This is a genomic window from Pseudomonas sp. C2B4, from assembly GCF_013359695.1.
Lineage (GTDB): Bacteria > Pseudomonadota > Gammaproteobacteria > Pseudomonadales > Pseudomonadaceae > Aquipseudomonas.
On sequence record NZ_JABFMU010000001.1, the window covers coordinates 87,755 to 104,931 of the forward strand.

Genomic DNA, 17,177 nt, shown 5'->3' on the forward strand with positions numbered 1-17,177 from the left:
CGCGAAGGACGCAAGGACAACGCATGTATTCTGAACGCACGAGTTATCGTTGACGTCCATCGCGAGCAGGCTCGCTCCTACAGGGGGTTACGCGGCCAGTTGTCGGCGAAGTTCGGCCAACACCGGCGCCGTGTCCGGGCGCACCCCACGCCACAGGAAAAACGCCTCCGCCGCCTGTTCGGCGAGCATGCCCAAGCCATCCATCGCCACCGCCGCGCCGTGTTCGGCGGCCCAACGACAGAACGAGGTCGGCTCCTTGCCGTACATCATGTCGTAGCACACCGTTTTGCCCGGTTCGATCAGGCTGGCGGCAATCGGCGGCACATCGCCCGAAAGGCTCGCGGAGGTCGCATTGATGATCAGGTCCACCGATTCCTGCAGCCAGTCATAGCCGCTGGCCGATACCGGGCCCAGATCGCAGAACAGCTCGGCCAGTAATTCGGCCTTGTCCACGGTGCGGTTGGCGATGATCACCGACGCCGGCTGCTCGGCCAGCAATGGCTCCAGTGCACCGCGCACCGCGCCACCGGCACCGAGCAGCAAAATGCGTTTGCCCTTGAGGCTGAACCCGGCGTTGACCGTCAGGTCCCGGACCAGGCCAGCGCCGTCGGTGTTGTCGCCCAGAAGACTGCCATCGTCCAGCTTGCTCAGGGTATTTACCGCACCGGCCCGCTGGGCCCGCGCAGTCAAGGTGTCCGCCAGGCGATAGGCCTCTTCCTTGAACGGAACCGTCACGTTCGCTCCCCGGCCTTCGAGGAAAAATGCCCGGGCGCAGCCGGAAAAATCGTCGAGAGGCGCCAGCGAAGTGCTGTAGTCGAGTTTCTGCGCGGTCTGTTCGGCGAACAGCCGATGAATCAGTGGCGACTTGCTGTGGCCAATCGGGTTACCGAAAACGACATAACGGTCCATCAATATTCCTCGTTCAGGCCTCGGCCAACCAGTCGCGGTCTTGCAGGAAATACTCGGTCAGGCGCGCTTCTTCGCTGCCAGGTTGGGCTTTCCAATCGTAACCCCAACGAACCTGAGGGGGCAGGGACATGAGGATCGACTCGGTACGTCCGCCCGATTGCAGGCCGAACAGGGTGCCGCGGTCGTAAACCAGGTTGAACTCGACGTAACGTCCGCGACGGTACTCCTGGAACTCACGCTGCTCGGCGGTGAATGCATCGTGCTTGCGGCGCTGCACGATCGGCAGATAAGCATCGATGTAGGCATCACCAATGGCGCGCATGAAGGCGAAACTGGTGTCGAAGTCCCACTCGTTCAGATCATCGAAAAACAGGCCGCCGATGCCACGAGGCTCGTGGCGATGCTTGATGTGGAAATAACTGTCGCACCAGGCCTTGTAACGCGGGTAGACGTCCGGGCCGAATGGCGCACAGGCCTGCTCGGCGACACGATGCCAGTGCACGCAATCATCGATGTTGCCGTAATACGGTGTCAGATCGAAACCACCGCCGAACCACCAGACTGGCTCTTCGCCTTCTTTTTCGGCGATGAAAAAACGCACATTGGCGTGGGACGTCGGTACGTGCGGGTTGTGCGGGTGAATCACCAGCGACACGCCCAAGGCTTCGAAGCCACGCCCGGCCAGTTCCGGCCGATGGGCGCTGGCGGATGGAGGCAAACCACTGCCGAAGACGTGGGAAAAGTTGACACCACCTTTTTCGATGACCGTACCGTTTTCAATCACCCGCGTCCGTCCGCCACCGCCGGCAGGCCGGGTCCAGGCGTCTTCGACAAAGCGCGTGCCGCCGTCTTCGGCTTCCAGTGCAGCGCAAATGCGGTCTTGCAGGTCGAGCAGGTAGGCTTTTACGGCCTCGGTGCGGGTAGTCATGGCATCACCTTGGATCGGGCAAAGCTACGCGGCGCTCCACAGGAGCCAGCCTGCGCAAATGGGCGCGTAGCATACCACCGCCGATACGCTCGTCGCAGTTGACGAAGATCAAGCTTAGGAGTTCGATAGGGAGCTTCGCATTGACGACCCAAGGAGAAGGCAAATGGCAAAGCGTATCCAGTTCCGCGTCCATGGCGGCCCCGAAGTACTCGAGTATGTGGAGTACCAACCCGCCGAGCCCGGTCCGCAGCAGGTCCGCGTGACTAACAAGGCCATCGGCCTGAACTTCATCGATACCTATTACCGCAGCGGGCTCTATCCGCCACCGTCCCTGCCATCGGGCGTGGGCTCCGAAGGCGCAGGGGTGGTCGAGGCGGTCGGCAGCGAAGTCACCCGGTTCAAGGTCGGCGATCGCGTGGCTTACGGCAGCGGCCCCTTGGGCGCCTACAGTGACGTTCACGTTTTGCCCGAGGCCAATCTGGTTCACCTTCCGGATGCTATCAGCTACGAACAGGCGGCCGGGGTGATGCTCAAGGGCCTGACAGTGCAGTACCTGTTGCGTCAGACCTATGAACTCAAGGGTGGCGAAACCATCCTGTTCCACGCCGCTGCCGGTGGTGTGGGCTCCCTGGCCTGCCAGTGGGCCAAGGCCTTGGGCGTTAAGTTGATCGGCACGGTGAGTTCAGCGGAAAAAGCCGCCCTGGCCAAGGCCAATGGCGCCTGGGCAACCATCGACTACAGCCATGAAAACGTCGCACAGCGCGTACTGGAATTGACTGACGGCAAGAAAGTACCGGTGGTGTACGACGGCGTCGGCAAGGACACCTGGCTGACCTCTCTGGACAGCGTCGCGCCCCGGGGGCTGGTGGTGAGTTTCGGCAATGCTTCGGGCGCAGTGGATGGCGTGAACCTGGGGATTCTGGCGGCGAAAGGTTCGCTGTACGTGACCCGGCCGACCCTGGGAACCTACGCCAATAATGCAGAGAACCTGCAACGCATGGCCGATGAGCTGTTCGAGATGATCATCAGCGGCAAGCTGAACGTGGATATCAGCCAGCGTTATCCACTGGCGGAGGCGGCGAAGGCGCAGACTGAATTGTCGGCGCGGCGCACGACGGGCTCGGTGGTTCTGTTGCCTTAAAGACGCTTTCGCGAGCAGGCTCGCTCCCACATTGATCGTTGTCGAACACCCATCCTGTGTTCACTGAAGATCTACTGTGGGAGCGAGCCTGCTCGCGAATGGTGTCACCTCGGTCTCAATCCGGACGCACCACGTGCCCGGTCGCCAGATCGCGAATCACGCTCGGGTTCTTGCGCCCACCCAACATCCCGCCCAGCACCAGATCAACCTGCCCACGGAAATACTGCTCGACGCGAACCCGCGTACGCGCCGCCGGCCGGCCCTGCGGGTTGGCGGACGTCGACACCAGAGGCCCGACAAGGGCGCATAGGTCCCGTACCTGCGGGTGATCGCTGACGCGCAAGGCCACCGTTTCATGCACGCCGGTAATCCACTGCGGCAACAGATTCTGATGCGGCACCAGCCACGTGTTGGGCCCCGGCCAGGTGCTGGCCATGCGGTCCATCCACAGCTCAGGGAAGTCTTCGAACAGAAAATCGAACTGGCGAATGTTATCCGCAACCAGAATCAGGCCTTTATCCACAGACCGGCCCTTGATCAGCAGCAAGCGGTCCACTGCCTCTTCGTCCCACGGGTCGCAACCCAGCCCCCAGACGGCTTCGGTTGGGTAGGCAATCACCGCCCCTGCGCGAACGGCTCGTGCGGCTTGTTGCACACGCCAACTGTTGACCATGAAAAACTCTCCAGAATAAGGCTCTGCGCAGTTTACCGATCTTCCTTATAAAACCTAGCTCACCCGTGCAAACCAGCGCCCGTTTTCACAGACCGCACGGCCCTCCATTTCCAGTTCGGTCAGCGCCGCCAGCACCTTTGGCAAGGCCCAGCCGCTGGCATCGGCCAGGGCTTCACTGGTGTGGGGCGCGGCGTGCAACAGCGTCAGCAAGGGATGAAGCACATCGCTCGCCGGCGTCCCTGGGGATAAAGGCAGCTGCTGCCAACCCCGCAAGGCTTCGAAGATATGTTCGACGGTTTCCACCAGCACCGCGCCGTCGCGGATCAGTTGGTGGCAACCCTTGGCGCCCGGATGATGGATCGAGCCCGGAATCGCATACACCTCGCGCCCTTGCTCCACCGCCAACCTCGCGGTGATCAATGAACCGCTGGCCACACTGGCCTCGACCACCAGCACGCCGAGGGACAAACCACTGATGATGCGATTGCGCCGCGGGAAGTTGCTCGCCGTCGGGCCGGCGTCCAGCGGAAACTCGGAAAGCACCGCGCTGCCCGAGGCAATCATCGCGTCGGCCAGTCGCCGATTACGCTGTGGATAAAACTTTTCCAGTCCCGTGCCAAGCACGCCGACCGTTTGCCCGCCAACGTCCAAGGCTGCCTGGTGCGCGGCGGCGTCGATGCCCAGGGCAAGACCACTGGTGATGACAAAACCGGCACTCGCCAGGCAGCGGGAAAATGCAACGGCGGTGTCCATGCCCGGTCGTGAAGCACGACGACTGCCAACCATCGCCAGTTGCGGTTTTTCCAGAATGCCCGGATTTCCTGCCACGAATAACAGCGGCGGGGCATCGCTGATTTCCGCCAGCAGTGCGGGATAGTCAGGCTGGTCCCACATCAGTAAATGCTGGGCCGGACGCTCCAGCCAGGCCAATGCATGGCTCGCGCCATCGCGAATTTCCGCAGAGCGCCGAGCCTCCGAACAGGCCAGCGGCAAGCCCAATGCACGCCAGGCACTGGCCGGGGCGCTGATGGCTTTGGACGCTGAACCGAAGGCTTCCAGCAGCTTCTTGAAACGCGCCGGGCCGAGTTCAGGCAGACGGTGCAGACGTAAACGAGCTTCCAGTTCCGCAGGGGAAACCGGTGTGACGGCCGACTGTGACATGGATCTTCCTTGATCGTTATAAGCACCCGTCCAAGCGGGAATAAGCTGTGGATAACTCTGTTGGTAACTTGTGAAGCACGCTTACGGATTTCGCACTTTGTCCATCACCGCCAGCGAGCGCGATGCGTTGAGCACCAGACCGTAACTGAGTTTGTCGTAAGTACGGAAAACCATGAGCAGGCCCGCGCGCTCATCAGGAATTTTCAGCGGTTGGCCGGTGATCCGGTCACGCACGGTTTCACCTGTCTTCATCACCACCAACACATTGCCTTCGGCCAAGCCATCGCGCTGGCCCTTGTTCAGCGTCACCACATCCAATGCGCCGATCTGCGTGACCCCGCGTGGGACATCAATGATCAGGCCGTTGATATCGGTGCCGGGGGCGCTGGGCATGAAGGTCGAGTTGATCGAGCGTTCTTCGCCACTGAACAGGCGGTCGCCCAGGCGCACTTCCTGGGTTGTGCGCTGCAGCGCCAGCGTGGCGACATCACCTTCGGTCGCAACGATCTCGCCGCCGCCGACGTCGTCCGCGTTGATCCCCAGAAACTCCTGGGTCTGCGGATCGGTGTAGACCTTGCCCTGGCGGAAGATGCCGTAGACCGGTTGCGCCGGGTCGAAGTGGCCGCGGGCGAAGATGCGGTCACCCATACCGCTGAGCACACGTTCGGCATCACCGGCGACGATGTAGGGCGCCAGGTCGAAATCCTCGACCTTGTCGACGATGCGGTTGCTCAGCAGGAAGCTGTTGATCGATTTCAGCGGAATGCTCGGAATCGCATCGGCCACCGGGCTGCTGCGCACTCGTGGCGAGAGTTTGATAGTGCCTCGGGAGGCGCCTCGATTGAGCGTCAGTCGTGGCTGACCGTTGACGTAGACCAGCGAAAGCGTATCGCCGGGGTAAATGAGGTTGGGGTTTTCGATGTGCGGATTGGCTTGCCACAGCTGCGGCCACTGCCATGGTTCACGGAGGAATTTTCCGGCGATGTCCCAGAGCGTGTCCCCCGACGCCACCGTGTATTGCTGTGGAAAACCTTCCCTGAGTTGCACTTGCCCGTGCGCCAGGCCGGCAGAGACCAGAAGGAGCAGGGCGAGTAGTGATTTCCTCATGCGGTGAATCCCTTTATTATGTACGTTCGCGTGAAACGCCAGAGCCATCAATGGCTCGCTCCCGGCTTGCTTATGAAGAGAAGGGAGCTACGTTTTACAACGGTAGCCTGCATCTTCGGACCAGCCACCGACCCGACCTTACTTCACACGTGCAGTCATCAAGCTTATGGCCATTTTGAACATCCTCGAATTCCCTGACTCGCGCCTGCGCACCATCGCCAAACCGGTGGCCGTAGTGGACGATGAAGTACGTCAGTTGGTCGATGACATGTTTGAAACAATGTATGAGGCTCCGGGCATCGGCCTCGCCGCGACCCAGGTCAACGTGCACAAACGTATCGTCGTGATGGACCTTTCCGAAGACCGCACCGAGCCACGAGTGTTCATCAACCCCGAGCTCGAACCCCTGACCGACGACATGGGCCAGTACCAGGAAGGCTGCCTTTCGGTACCGGGTTTCTACGAAAATGTCGATCGCCCGCAACGGGTCAAGGTCAAGGCGCTGGACCGCGACGGACAGCCTTACGAACTGATCGCCGAAGACCTGCTCGCCGTGTGCATCCAGCATGAATGCGACCACCTCAACGGCAAATTGTTCGTCGATTACCTGTCCACGCTCAAACGCGATCGCATCAAGAAGAAACTGGAAAAGCTTCATCGCCAGAACGCCTGATGCCCCTCTTCAAAGGCTTGCTGCGGCAAGCCTTTTTCTTTTCAAGAAGCTTTGCAATAGAGAGCCACCCATGACCGAGCCACTGCGCATTGTCTTTGCCGGCACCCCGGAATTCGCCGCCGAACACCTCAAAGCCCTGCTGAGCAGTCCTTACGAGATCGTCGCGGTCTACACCCAACCGGATCGCCCGGCAGGTCGTGGGCAGAAGCTGATGCCGAGCCCGGTCAAGCAGTTGGCGCAGGAGCACAACATCCCGGTGCTGCAACCGCCAACGCTGCGCAACGAAGACGCTCAGGCCGAACTGACCGCGCTGAAACCGGACTTGATGGTAGTGGTCGCTTACGGCCTGATCCTGCCGCAAGTGGTACTGGATATTCCTCGCCTGGGTTGCATCAACAGCCACGCCTCCCTGCTGCCGCGCTGGCGCGGTGCGGCGCCGATCCAGCGTGCCGTCGAAGCGGGTGACGCAGAAAGTGGCGTGACGGTCATGCGCATGGAAGCAGGGCTCGATACCGGGCCGATGTTGCTGAAGGTCACCACGCCGATCAGCGCCGAAGACACCGGTGGCAGCCTCCATGATCGACTGGCTGAAATGGGCCCACCGGCCGTGGTGCAGGCGATTGCCGGCCTCGCCGCCGGAACGCTGGAAGGTGAAGTGCAGGACGACAGCCTCGCCACCTACGCGCACAAATTGAACAAGGACGAAGCCCGCATCGACTGGACGCGCCCGGCTGTTGAGCTGGAGCGACTGGTACGCGCCTTCAACCCGTGGCCGATTACCCACAGCACACTGAACGGCGAAGCGCTGAAAGTCCTGGCTGCGAATCTGACTGAAGGCAAGGGCGCCCCGGGGGAAATCCTCGGCGCCAGCAAGGACGGCCTGATCGTCGCTTGCGGTGAACAGGCCTTGTGTCTGACCCGTCTGCAATTGCCCGGCGGCAAGGCGCTGAACTTCAGTGATTTGTTCAACAGCCGCCGTGAGAAATTCGCCACCGGTACCGTTCTGGGCCAAACGGCGGACGCTCAATGAATCCACGTCTGGCCGCCGCCAAGGCACTGGCTGCTGTTCTTAACGGAAAAGCCTCACTCAACAGTTCACTGCCGACTCAACTGGACAAGGTCGAGGACCGCGACCGCGGTTTCACCCAGGACCTGGCGTTCGGCACTGCGCGCTGGCAGCCTCGCTTGTCGGCGCTGGCAGCCAAGCTGCTGCAAAAGCCGTTCAAGGCTGCTGACGCCGATGTCGAAGCACTGCTGCTGGTCGGCCTCTACCAATTGCTCTATACCCGTGTCCCGGCCCATGCCGCCATCGGTGAAACCGTTGGGTGCGCCGACAAACTGAAAAAGCCCTGGGCCAAGGCCTTGCTCAACGCCGTGCTACGCCGCGCCCAACGGGAAAGCGAAGCATTGCTGACCGAGCTGGAACGTGACCCGGTAGTGCGCACCGCCCACCCACGCTGGCTGCAAAAATCCCTCAAAGCCTTCTGGCCTGAACAGTGGGAAGCCATTTGCACGGCGAACAACGCGCACCCGCCGATGATTCTGCGGGTCAACCGCCGCCATCAAACCCGTGATGCTTACCTCGAGCTGTTGAGCGGAGCCGGCATCGCCGCCAACCCGTGTGTTTATAGCCGGGACGGCATCATCCTCGACGCTGCCGCCGACGTACGCAGTCTGCCGGGTTTCACTGAAGGCTGGATCAGCGTGCAGGACGAAGCGGCGCAACTGGCGGCCGATCTGCTCGACCTGGCACCGGGCCAGCGCGTGCTGGACGCCTGCTGCGCACCGGGCGGCAAGACCTGCCACATTCTTGAAGCCGAGCCAGGATTGGCCGGTGTTGTGGCAGTGGACCTGGAAGCCAAGCGTCTGGTACGGGTGCGGGAAAACCTCGAACGCCTGGGCCTGAACGCCGAACTGATCGCCGCCGATGGCCGCGACACTCAGGCCTGGTGGGACGGCAAGCCATTCCAGCGCATCCTGCTGGACGCACCATGCTCGGCCACCGGCGTGATTCGTCGTCACCCGGACATCAAGCTCACCCGCCAACCCGATGACATCGCCGCGCTGGCGGTTCTGCAGGGCGAACTGCTCGATGCCATGTGGAAAACCCTGGAGGTCGGCGGCATCCTGCTCTACGCCACGTGCTCCACATTGCCGACCGAGAACACCGAAGTCATCGAGGCATTCCTCACCCGCACACCGGGTGCCCGTGAGCTGGACCTGGCAACCGCAGCGGGCATCAAGCAGCCCCATGGTCGCCAGTTGCTGGCCCAGGAAGGCGGCCATGACGGGTTCTACTACGCCAAGCTGATCAAGATCGCCGCCGCGCGCGGTTAAACGGATTCAATGGAGTGACTGGATGAAAATCATCATCCTTGGTGCGGGGCAGGTCGGCGGTTCGCTGGCGGAACACTTGGCCAGCGAGGCCAACGACATCACGGTGGTCGACACCGACGGCGAACGCCTGCGCGATCTCGGCGACCGCCTCGACATTCGCACGGTACAGGGTCGTGGCTCGATACCGAGCGTGCTGCGTCAGGCCGGCGCGGACGATGCCGACATGCTGGTCGCCGTGACCAACAGTGACGAGACCAACATGGTGGCCTGCCAGGTCGCCCACACGCTGTTCCACACCCCGACAAAAATCGCCCGGGTGCGCGAGGCCGGGTACCTGACCCGCACCGAACTGTTCGATAACGAAGCGATCCCGGTGGATGTGCTGATCAGCCCGGAGCAAGTGGTCACCAACTACATCAAGCGCCTGATCCAGCATCCGGGCGCGTTGCAGGTGATCGACTTCGCCGAAGGCAAGGCGCAGCTCGTCGCAGTGCGGGCGTATTACGGCGGCCCGCTGGTGGGTCAGCAACTGCGCCAGTTGCGCGAACACATGCCCAACGTCGAAACCCGCGTCGCGGCGATTTTCCGTCGGGACCGGCCGATCCTGCCTCAAGGCGATACGGTGATCGAAGCAGACGATGAAGTGTTTTTCATCGCTGCGAAGGCCAACATTCGTGCGGTCATGAGTGAAATGCGCCGTCTCGACGAGACCTACAAGCGCATCGTCATCGCCGGCGGCGGACAGATCGGCGAACGACTGGCCGAGGCCATCGAAAGCCGCTACCAGGTCAAGATCATCGAGATGAACCCGGCGCGCTGCCGTCATCTCTCGGACACCCTCGACAGCACCGTGGTGTTGCAGGGCAGTGCCTCGGACCGCGATCTGCTGCTGGAAGAGAACATCGCCGACGCCGATATCTTCCTGGCCCTGACCAACGACGACGAGGCCAACATCATGTCGTCGCTGCTGGCCAAACGGCTGGGGGCGAAGAAGGTGATGACCATCATCAACAACCCGGCCTATGTCGACCTGATCCAGGGTGGCGACATCGACATCGCCATCAGCCCGCAACTGGCAACCATCGGCACCTTGCTGGCTCACGTGCGGCGCGGTGACATCGTCAGCGTGCACTCACTGCGCCGAGGCGCGGCGGAAGCGATCGAGGCCATTGCCCACGGTGATGAAAAATCGAGCAAAGTCATCGGCAAGGCCATCGAGAACATCGGCCTGCCGCCGGGCACCACCATTGGCGCGATCATTCGCGACGAAGAAGTGATCATCGCCCACGACGACACAGTGATCGCAGCCGGTGACCATGTGATTCTGTTCCTTGTGGATAAAAAGCATATTCGTGATGTGGAAAAGCTGTTCCATGTGGGATTGAGCTTTTTCTGATCTGGCCTTTGTGCTGACCAGGCGGGCCTCTTCGCGAGCAGGCTCGCTCCCACAGGGGTTCCCGGCTGTACACAAGGTTTGTATTTACTGAAGATCAACTGTGGGAGCGAGCCTGCTCGCGAGGCGATCTCACCAAAACAGATCTTTTCCTGACACACCTGTACAAGGAATCCCCCCATGATCGAATCCCTGGAAAAAATGCTCGCCAAGGGTGTGGATAACTCATTGCTACGCTTCGGCCTGGGCAAGGGTTATCTGGATTTGGGGGAGAACGCCAAGGCCGTGGAGCATTTTCAGCGTTGCGTTGAGATCGATCCGAAATATTCGGCGGCCTGGAAACTACTGGGCAAGGCGCATCTGGCGCTGGCGGATTACGCGGCTGCGCGCCAGGTTTGGGAGAAAGGGATCGAAGCGGCCCAAAATCACGGCGATAAACAGGCCGAGAAGGAAATGACAGTCTTCCTGAAGAAACTCGACCGCCAGGCGCACTGATCAGAGGTAACGCAGGCCAATGCCTTCGGCGTCCACCTGCACCACTTCCATGCGCACCCGTGGCGCACCTGTGGGTAAGTCCTGGACCTGCCCGTAAACCACCGCGCCTCTGGGCAGCCTCGACAATGCCGGATGCTTGACGTAGACGCCTGTGGTCGACAGATTGCGCGTCTGACCCAGGCATTCGCCAACGCTTTCGTGAGTGATCTTGATGCGAAATGACTTACGGTGTTCGGACATCTGCGGCGCCCTTGAATGAACAGTTGTGGATAACCCCGATCTCCAGTTTATCCACAGATCATGCCAACCGACTCAATACCAGCGTTCTTCGCCGGGCGGGCGCTTCTTGAAGCGCTTCATGCTCCACATGTACTGGCTCGGATACGCTCGCACATAGCGCTCGACGACCTGACTCATGGCCGCGCAGGACGTGGCGGTATCGGTGCTGTACATGGCCTCGGGCGCGGCTTCCAGGATGACCTTGTAGCCCGAACCGTCTTCCAGCCGCAGTGCATGCAGGAACACACCGACCGCTTTGCCACCGGCGAGCATGTTCGGCACGAATTTGCTGGTCAGCGCCTGCGTGGCGAAAAACGGCACGAATATCCCGGCGGACTCGGCCGGTTCCGGGTCGGCGGGAATGCCCACCGCACCACCTTTGCGCACTTCCTTGATGACGCTGAGGATGCCTTCCTTGGTTGACGCAGCCACTTTGTTGCCCAGTTGCACCCGCTGCTTTTGCAGCAGTTCATCCACCGCCTTCAATTTTGGCGGACGGTAGAAAATGATCGGTTTGCACTGGCTGCAATAGAAGTGGTTAAGCACTTCCCAGTTGCCCAGGTGACTGGTGATGCCCACGACGCCTTTTCCGGAGGCGAGCGCGTCTTTCAACACATCGAGGCCTTCGACTTCGCGCACCAGGTCGATGGATCGCTGGGCCGGCCAGATCCAGGCGCAGGCGCTTTCCGTCAGGGACTTGCCGATATCTTTCAGGCTCTGGCCCACCAGGCGCTCGCGATCGGCGGGGTCCATGTCCGGGAAGCACTTGGACAGATTGATCCGCACCACGTCGCGGGACCGGTTGGGGGTTTTCCACATCACCCAGCCAATCGCCGAGCCAACGGCCTGCACTGCCCACCAAGGGAGCAGGGCAAACAGCCGCAGAGCGCCTACCAGCAAGGCGCCTTTAAACTTATCCACAGGTCACTCCTGATCTTGTGCTGTGCGCGAGGCGGCTATTCTAACCGCCGTTCGCCAGCATCGCGTAGCGATCGCAATCCTGCGTGTGGTCCATGACCATGCCCGAGGCCTGCATCAGCGCATAGCAAATGGTCGGGCCGACGAAGGTGAAGCCGGCTTTCTTCAAGCCTTTGCTCATCTCCACCGCTTCCGGCGTGATGGCCGGCACTTCGCTGCGATCCTTGAAATGATTGATCTTGGGTACCCCCCCGACGAAGGACCATAGAAACGCTACCGGATCCTCCAGCGCCAGCCAGGCCTGGGCATTGCGCCGGGCGGCATTGAGCTTGAGGCGATTGCGGATGATGCCCGGATCAAGCATTAACTCATCGATTTCCGCATCGCTCATCTGCGCCACGCGTTGCACGTCGAAGCCGTACATCACCTGACGATAATGCTCGCGTTTGCGCAGCACCGTGATCCAGGAAAGCCCGGCCTGGAACCCTTCGAGCAAAAGCAACTCGAACAAACCCTGCGCATCGCGTAGCGGCGTGCCCCACTCCTGATCGTGATAAGCCATGTACAGCGGATCTTCGGAACACCAAAAGCAGCGTGGCATAAGGCTCCAGGGGGCGTGCGCAGCAATGAATCGGGTATACTCCCGCTCTTTAAATCGCAGCCCAAGAAACAGGTGAATTTCGTGAGCCAGCCTACGCCAGCCGTGCGTACCTTCCAAGACTTGATCCTCGCGCTCCAGCAATACTGGGCCGAGCAAGGTTGTGTGGTACTTCAGCCCTACGATATGGAAGTAGGCGCCGGCACTTTCCACACTGCAACATTCCTGCGCGCCATTGGCCCGGAAACCTGGAACGCCGCCTACGTGCAGCCAAGCCGTCGCCCGACTGACGGCCGCTACGGCGAAAACCCGAACCGTCTGCAGCACTACTATCAGTTCCAGGTTGTCCTGAAACCGAACCCGGACAATTTCCAGGAGCTGTACCTGGGCTCGCTCAAGCACGTGGGCCTGGACCCACTGGTGCATGACATTCGCTTCGTCGAAGACAACTGGGAATCGCCGACCCTCGGCGCCTGGGGTCTTGGCTGGGAAGTCTGGCTCAACGGCATGGAAGTGACGCAGTTCACTTACTTCCAGCAAGCGGGCGGTATCGAATGCTACCCGGTCACTGGCGAGATCACTTACGGTCTGGAACGCCTGGCCATGTACCTGCAAGGCGTGGATTCGGTCTACGACCTGGTCTGGGCTGACGGTCCGTTCGGCAAGGTGACCTACGGCGATGTGTTCCACCAGAACGAAGTGGAGCAGTCGACCTACAACTTCGAGCACGCCAACGTCGAGAAGCTGTTCGAACTGTTCGATTTCTACGAAAGCGAAGCCAAGCGTCTGATCGAACTCGACCAGCCGCTGCCGTTGCCGAGCTACGAAATGGTGTTGAAGGCTTCCCATACCTTCAACCTGCTGGATGCACGCCGGGCGATTTCCGTGACCGCGCGTCAGCAATACATTCTGCGTGTTCGCACCCTGGCGCGTTCCGTTGCGCAAGCCTACCTGCTGGCTCGCGCCAAGCTGGGCTTCCCGATGGCGACCCCGGACCTGCGTGACGAAGTACTGGCCAAGCTGGAGGCTGCACAATGAGTGCTCTGGATTTTCTGGTTGAACTGGGCACTGAAGAACTGCCACCCAAGGCCCTGAACACCCTGGCCGAGGCGTTTCTTGCCGGTATCGACAAGGGCCTGCAAGCCGCCGGCCTGAACTACGAAACCAAAACCGTTTACGCGGCGCCACGTCGTCTGGCCGTGCTGATCACCTCGCTGGCCACCCAGCAACCGGATCGCAGCATCAACCTCGACGGTCCGCCACGTCAGGCTGCGTTCGATGCCGAAGGCAATCCGACTCAAGCGGCACTGGGCTTTGCCAAGAAATGCGGCGTCGACCTGAGCGAAATCGATCAGAGCGGCCCGAAACTGCGCTACAGCCAGAGCATTGCCGGCAAGCCGACCGCGAGCCTGCTGCCGACCATCGTCGAAGATTCCCTGAACGACCTGCCGATTCCAAAGCGCATGCGCTGGGGTGCGCGCAAGGAAGAATTCGTTCGTCCGACTCAATGGCTGGTGATGCTGCTCGGTGACCAGGTCATCGACTGCACCATCCTCGCCCAGAAGGCCGGCCGTGATTCCCGTGGCCACCGCTTCCACCACCCGGAAAGCGTGCGTATCGGTTCGCCGTCCAGCTACCTGGCCGACCTGCGTGCCGCTTACGTATTGGCCGATGCCAACGAGCGTCGCGAGATCATCAGCAAGCGCACCGAAGAACTGGCGACCCGCCAGGAAGGCACCGCGATCGTGCCGCCGGACCTGCTCGACGAAGTGACCGCACTGGTCGAGTGGCCAGTACCGCTGGTGTGCTCGTTCGAAGAACGCTTCCTCGATGTACCGCAAGAAGCCCTGATCACCACCATGCAGGACAACCAGAAGTACTTCTGCCTGCTGGATGTCGACGGCAAGTTGCTGCCACGCTTCATTACCGTGGCCAACATCGAGAGCAAGGATCCGCAGCAGATCATCGCCGGTAACGAGAAAGTGGTTCGCCCACGCCTGACCGACGCCGAGTTCTTCTTCAAGCAAGACAAGAAGCAGAAACTCGAAGATTTCAACCAGCGCCTGCAAAACGTTGTGTTCCAGGAAAAACTCGGCAGCGTCTACGACAAGGCCGAACGTGTTTCCAAACTGGCCGCCTACATTGCCGCGCGAATTGGCGGTAACGCCTCCTGGGCTGCTCGTGCAGGTTTGCTGTCCAAGTGCGACCTGGCGACCGAGATGGTCGGCGAATTCCCGGAAATGCAAGGTGTCGCCGGCTACTACTACGCCCTCAACGATGGCGAGCCGGAAGATGTTGCACTGGCGCTGAACGAGCAGTACATGCCGCGCGGTGCTGGCGCTGAACTGCCATCCACCCTAACCGGTGCGGCCGTGGCCATCGCCGACAAGCTCGACACCCTGGTCGGCATTTTCGGTATCGGTATGCTGCCAACCGGCAGTAAAGACCCGTATGCCCTGCGCCGTGCGGCACTCGGCGTGCTGCGCATCCTGATCGAGAAGCAACTGGATCTGGACCTGAACGACGCCGTGGCCTTCGCCGTGAATGCGTTCGGCGCCAAGGTCAAGGCAGCCGGTCTGAACGACGCGGTGCTGGAGTTCATCTTCGACCGTCTGCGTGCGCGCTACGAAGACGAAGGCGTTGACGTCGCGACCTACCTGTCGGTCCGCGCCTTGAAGCCGGGTTCTGCCCTGGACTTCGACCAGCGCGTACAAGCGGTGGAAGCGTTCCGCCAATTGCCGGAAGCCGCGGCACTGGCTGCGGTGAACAAGCGTGTATCGAATCTGCTGAGCAAGGTCGAAGGTTCCGTGCCGACCGTCGTGGAAGCCAAGTACTTCGACAACGCCAACGAGTTCTCCCTGTACTCGGCGATCCAGCAGGCAGACCAGGCTGTTCAGCCTATGGCTGCTGCACGTCAGTACAGCGAATCCCTGGCACGCCTGGCTGCACTGCGTGAGCCTGTGGATGCGTTCTTCGAAGCGGTGATGGTCAACGCTGAAGACGCCAAGGTCCGTGCCAACCGCTATGCGCTGCTGGCGCGTCTGCGTGGCTTGTTCCTCGGCGTTGCCGATATTTCGTTGTTGGGGTAATTCTGTTTGAAACTGCTGATTCTCGATCGGGACGGGGTGATCAATTACGACTCCGACGCTTACATCAAGTCGGTGGAGGAGTGGATTCCACTTCCCGGTTCGATCGAAGCCATCGCGCAGTTGAGCAAGGCCGGCTGGACAGTAGCGGTCGCTACCAACCAGTCGGGCATCGCTCGCGGCTATTACGACATCGCCACCCTGGACGCCATGCACGAGCGCTTGCGCTCGCTGGTGGCGCAGCAGGGTGGTGAAGTCGGGCTGATCGTCTACTGCCCGCACGGGCCGGACGACGGCTGCGATTGCCGCAAGCCAAAACCCGGGATGTTGAAAAGCATCGCCGCACATTACAACATATCGCTGACTGATCTATGGTTTGTCGGCGATAGTCTCGGTGACCTGGAAGCCGCCAAAGCCGTCGATTCTCAGCCAGTTTTAGTTAAGACCGGGAAAGGCGAAAAGACTTTGGGCAAGACCCTACCGGTAGGCACTTTGATTTTCGACGATCTGGCGGCGATTGCCGCAGAACTTATCCACAATTAGAGCGCTTTCGACAGTTCGGGAGTGCGCTTGAACAGTCGGGCAGTGCCCGTAACGGTAAACGTCGCCATGTCGATACTGCAGGCCATCAGAACCTTCCTCTTTTACCTGCTGCTGGGCACCAGCTCCTTGCTGTGGTGCAGCCTGAGCTTTTTTATCGCGCCCTTTCTGCCGTTCAAGGCGCGTTATCGCTTCATCAACGTGTACTGGTGCCGCTGCGCCTTGTGGTTGAGCAAGGTGTTCCTCGGTATCCGTTATGAAGTGAAGGGAGCCGAGAACGTGCCTGACCGGCCCTGCGTGATTGTCTCGAATCACCAGAGCACGTGGGAGACGTTTTTTCTTTCCGCCTACTTCTCACCACTGAGCCAGGTGCTCAAGCGCGAGCTGCTGTACGTTCCATTCTTTGGATGGGCCATGGCCATGCTGCGACCAATCGCCATTGATCGTGACAACCCGAAAGCCGCACTCAAGCAAGTCGCGTCAAAGGGCGACGAACTGCTCAAGGATAATGTCTGGGTACTGATTTTCCCTGAAGGCACCCGCGTTCCTTACGGTACCATTGGCAAATTCTCCCGCAGCGGGTCGGCGCTGGCGGTCAATGCCGAGCTACCGGTACTGCCGATTGCGCATAACGCTGGCAAGTTCTGGCCAAAGTTGGGTTGGGCCAAGAAACAGGGCGTGATTACCGTGATCATCGGCGCACCGATGTATGCCGAAGGTAGCGGTCCTCGCGCCATTGCTGATTTGAACGATCGGGTACAGGCCTGGAACGAGCAGATGCAGCGGGAAATGGGCTCGCTGCCGCCGGCTCCGCAAGCTCCGGTTTCCAACGATCAGGCAGTTGTCTGAGATTTTGTGGATAACCTGTGTACTGTTTTCGTGAAAACCGTCAATCTCAATTCATAACTATATGATTTATATACATATTTCTTAAACAGA

18 protein-coding genes are annotated in these 17,177 nt (G+C 60.6%); 10 read left to right on the forward strand and 8 right to left on the reverse strand.

What is annotated here, in order from left to right:
* Positions 1 to 87: 87 nt before the first annotated feature.
* Positions 88 to 909 (reverse strand): shikimate dehydrogenase, encoded by an 822-nt coding sequence (gene aroE, locus HNQ83_RS00445; RefSeq protein ID WP_175387168.1) that lies wholly within the window; start codon positions 907 to 909, stop codon positions 88 to 90.
* A 13-nt stretch (positions 910 to 922) separates the two neighbouring features.
* Complete coding sequence (gene hemF / locus HNQ83_RS00450) at positions 923 to 1,837, reverse strand: oxygen-dependent coproporphyrinogen oxidase (RefSeq protein WP_175387169.1); 915 nt, start codon at positions 1,835 to 1,837, stop codon at positions 923 to 925.
* Positions 1,838 to 2,000: 163 nt separating this feature from the next.
* On the opposite strand from hemF, the gene HNQ83_RS00455 reads away from it, so the two are divergent.
* Positions 2,001 to 2,978, forward strand: coding sequence for an NADPH:quinone reductase (locus HNQ83_RS00455; protein WP_175387170.1), 978 nt, complete (start codon positions 2,001 to 2,003; stop codon positions 2,976 to 2,978).
* A gap of 115 nt (positions 2,979 to 3,093) precedes the next feature.
* Here the strand turns inward: HNQ83_RS00455 and HNQ83_RS00460 are convergent, their stop codons facing one another.
* From HNQ83_RS00460 to HNQ83_RS00470, 3 genes are all read right to left on the reverse strand, one after another.
* Entirely contained in the window at positions 3,094 to 3,651 is a 558-nt protein-coding gene (locus HNQ83_RS00460) for an L-threonylcarbamoyladenylate synthase (protein WP_175387171.1), read from the reverse strand.
* A gap of 54 nt (positions 3,652 to 3,705) precedes the next feature.
* Positions 3,706 to 4,812: a DNA-processing protein DprA gene (gene dprA / locus HNQ83_RS00465; RefSeq protein ID WP_175387172.1), complete on the reverse strand. Its 1,107-nt coding sequence runs from the start codon at positions 4,810 to 4,812 to the stop codon at positions 3,706 to 3,708.
* 81 nt (positions 4,813 to 4,893) lie between these two features.
* Positions 4,894 to 5,919, reverse strand: coding sequence for a LysM peptidoglycan-binding domain-containing protein (locus HNQ83_RS00470; protein ID WP_175387173.1), 1,026 nt, complete (start codon positions 5,917 to 5,919; stop codon positions 4,894 to 4,896).
* Between the two features lie 166 nt (positions 5,920 to 6,085).
* On the opposite strand from HNQ83_RS00470, the gene def reads away from it, so the two are divergent.
* The 5 genes from def (at position 6,086) to HNQ83_RS00495 (ending at position 10,817) form a co-directional block, all read left to right on the forward strand.
* A complete protein-coding gene (gene def, locus HNQ83_RS00475) occupies positions 6,086 to 6,592 on the forward strand; it encodes a peptide deformylase (RefSeq protein WP_175387174.1) in 507 nt (168 codons plus the stop codon).
* Positions 6,593 to 6,662: 70 nt separating this feature from the next.
* Positions 6,663 to 7,622 (forward strand): methionyl-tRNA formyltransferase, encoded by a 960-nt coding sequence (gene fmt, locus HNQ83_RS00480; RefSeq protein ID WP_175387175.1) that lies wholly within the window; start codon positions 6,663 to 6,665, stop codon positions 7,620 to 7,622.
* Positions 7,619 to 8,929 (forward strand): 16S rRNA (cytosine(967)-C(5))-methyltransferase RsmB, encoded by a 1,311-nt coding sequence (gene rsmB / locus HNQ83_RS00485; RefSeq protein WP_175387176.1) that lies wholly within the window; start codon positions 7,619 to 7,621, stop codon positions 8,927 to 8,929. Before fmt ends, rsmB begins: the two co-directional genes overlap by 4 nt.
* Positions 8,930 to 8,951: 22 nt before the next feature.
* The gene (gene trkA, locus HNQ83_RS00490; RefSeq protein ID WP_175387177.1) at positions 8,952 to 10,325 is read left to right on the forward strand and encodes a Trk system potassium transporter TrkA; all 1,374 of its coding nucleotides are present in this window, start codon (positions 8,952 to 8,954) and stop codon (positions 10,323 to 10,325) included.
* Positions 10,326 to 10,502: 177 nt separating this feature from the next.
* Complete coding sequence (locus HNQ83_RS00495) at positions 10,503 to 10,817, forward strand: tetratricopeptide repeat protein (RefSeq protein WP_175387178.1); 315 nt, start codon at positions 10,503 to 10,505, stop codon at positions 10,815 to 10,817.
* Here HNQ83_RS00495 and HNQ83_RS00500 read toward each other — a convergent pair whose 3' ends face one another.
* The 3 genes from HNQ83_RS00500 to tag all read right to left on the reverse strand — a co-directional run bounded on the left by HNQ83_RS00500 (position 10,818) and on the right by tag (position 12,615).
* Positions 10,818 to 11,057 carry a PilZ domain-containing protein gene (locus HNQ83_RS00500; protein WP_175387179.1) on the reverse strand — a complete coding sequence of 80 codons (240 nt, stop codon included), beginning with the start codon at positions 11,055 to 11,057 and terminating at the stop codon, positions 10,818 to 10,820.
* Between the two features lie 72 nt (positions 11,058 to 11,129).
* A complete protein-coding gene (locus HNQ83_RS00505) occupies positions 11,130 to 12,017 on the reverse strand; it encodes a lysophospholipid acyltransferase (RefSeq protein ID WP_175387180.1) in 888 nt (295 codons plus the stop codon).
* 40 nt (positions 12,018 to 12,057) lie between these two features.
* Positions 12,058 to 12,615, reverse strand: a complete 558-nt coding sequence (tag, locus tag HNQ83_RS00510; protein ID WP_175387181.1) for a DNA-3-methyladenine glycosylase I — start codon at positions 12,613 to 12,615, stop codon at positions 12,058 to 12,060.
* 81 nt (positions 12,616 to 12,696) lie between these two features.
* On the opposite strand from tag, the gene glyQ reads away from it, so the two are divergent.
* The 4 genes from glyQ to HNQ83_RS00530 all read left to right on the forward strand — a co-directional run bounded on the left by glyQ (position 12,697) and on the right by HNQ83_RS00530 (position 17,087).
* On the forward strand, positions 12,697 to 13,650 hold the full coding sequence (glyQ, locus tag HNQ83_RS00515) for a glycine--tRNA ligase subunit alpha (protein ID WP_003213601.1): 954 nt from the start codon (positions 12,697 to 12,699) through the stop codon (positions 13,648 to 13,650).
* Complete coding sequence (gene glyS / locus HNQ83_RS00520; RefSeq protein WP_175387182.1) at positions 13,647 to 15,701, forward strand: glycine--tRNA ligase subunit beta; 2,055 nt, start codon at positions 13,647 to 13,649, stop codon at positions 15,699 to 15,701. The genes glyQ and glyS overlap by 4 nt, the downstream gene beginning before the upstream one ends.
* 6 nt (positions 15,702 to 15,707) lie before the next feature.
* Positions 15,708 to 16,241, forward strand: coding sequence for a D-glycero-beta-D-manno-heptose 1,7-bisphosphate 7-phosphatase (gene gmhB, locus HNQ83_RS00525; RefSeq protein ID WP_175387183.1), 534 nt, complete (start codon positions 15,708 to 15,710; stop codon positions 16,239 to 16,241).
* A 66-nt stretch (positions 16,242 to 16,307) separates the two neighbouring features.
* Entirely contained in the window at positions 16,308 to 17,087 is a 780-nt protein-coding gene (locus HNQ83_RS00530; RefSeq protein WP_175387184.1) for a 1-acyl-sn-glycerol-3-phosphate acyltransferase, read from the forward strand.
* The last annotated feature ends 90 nt before the right edge of the window (positions 17,088 to 17,177 follow it).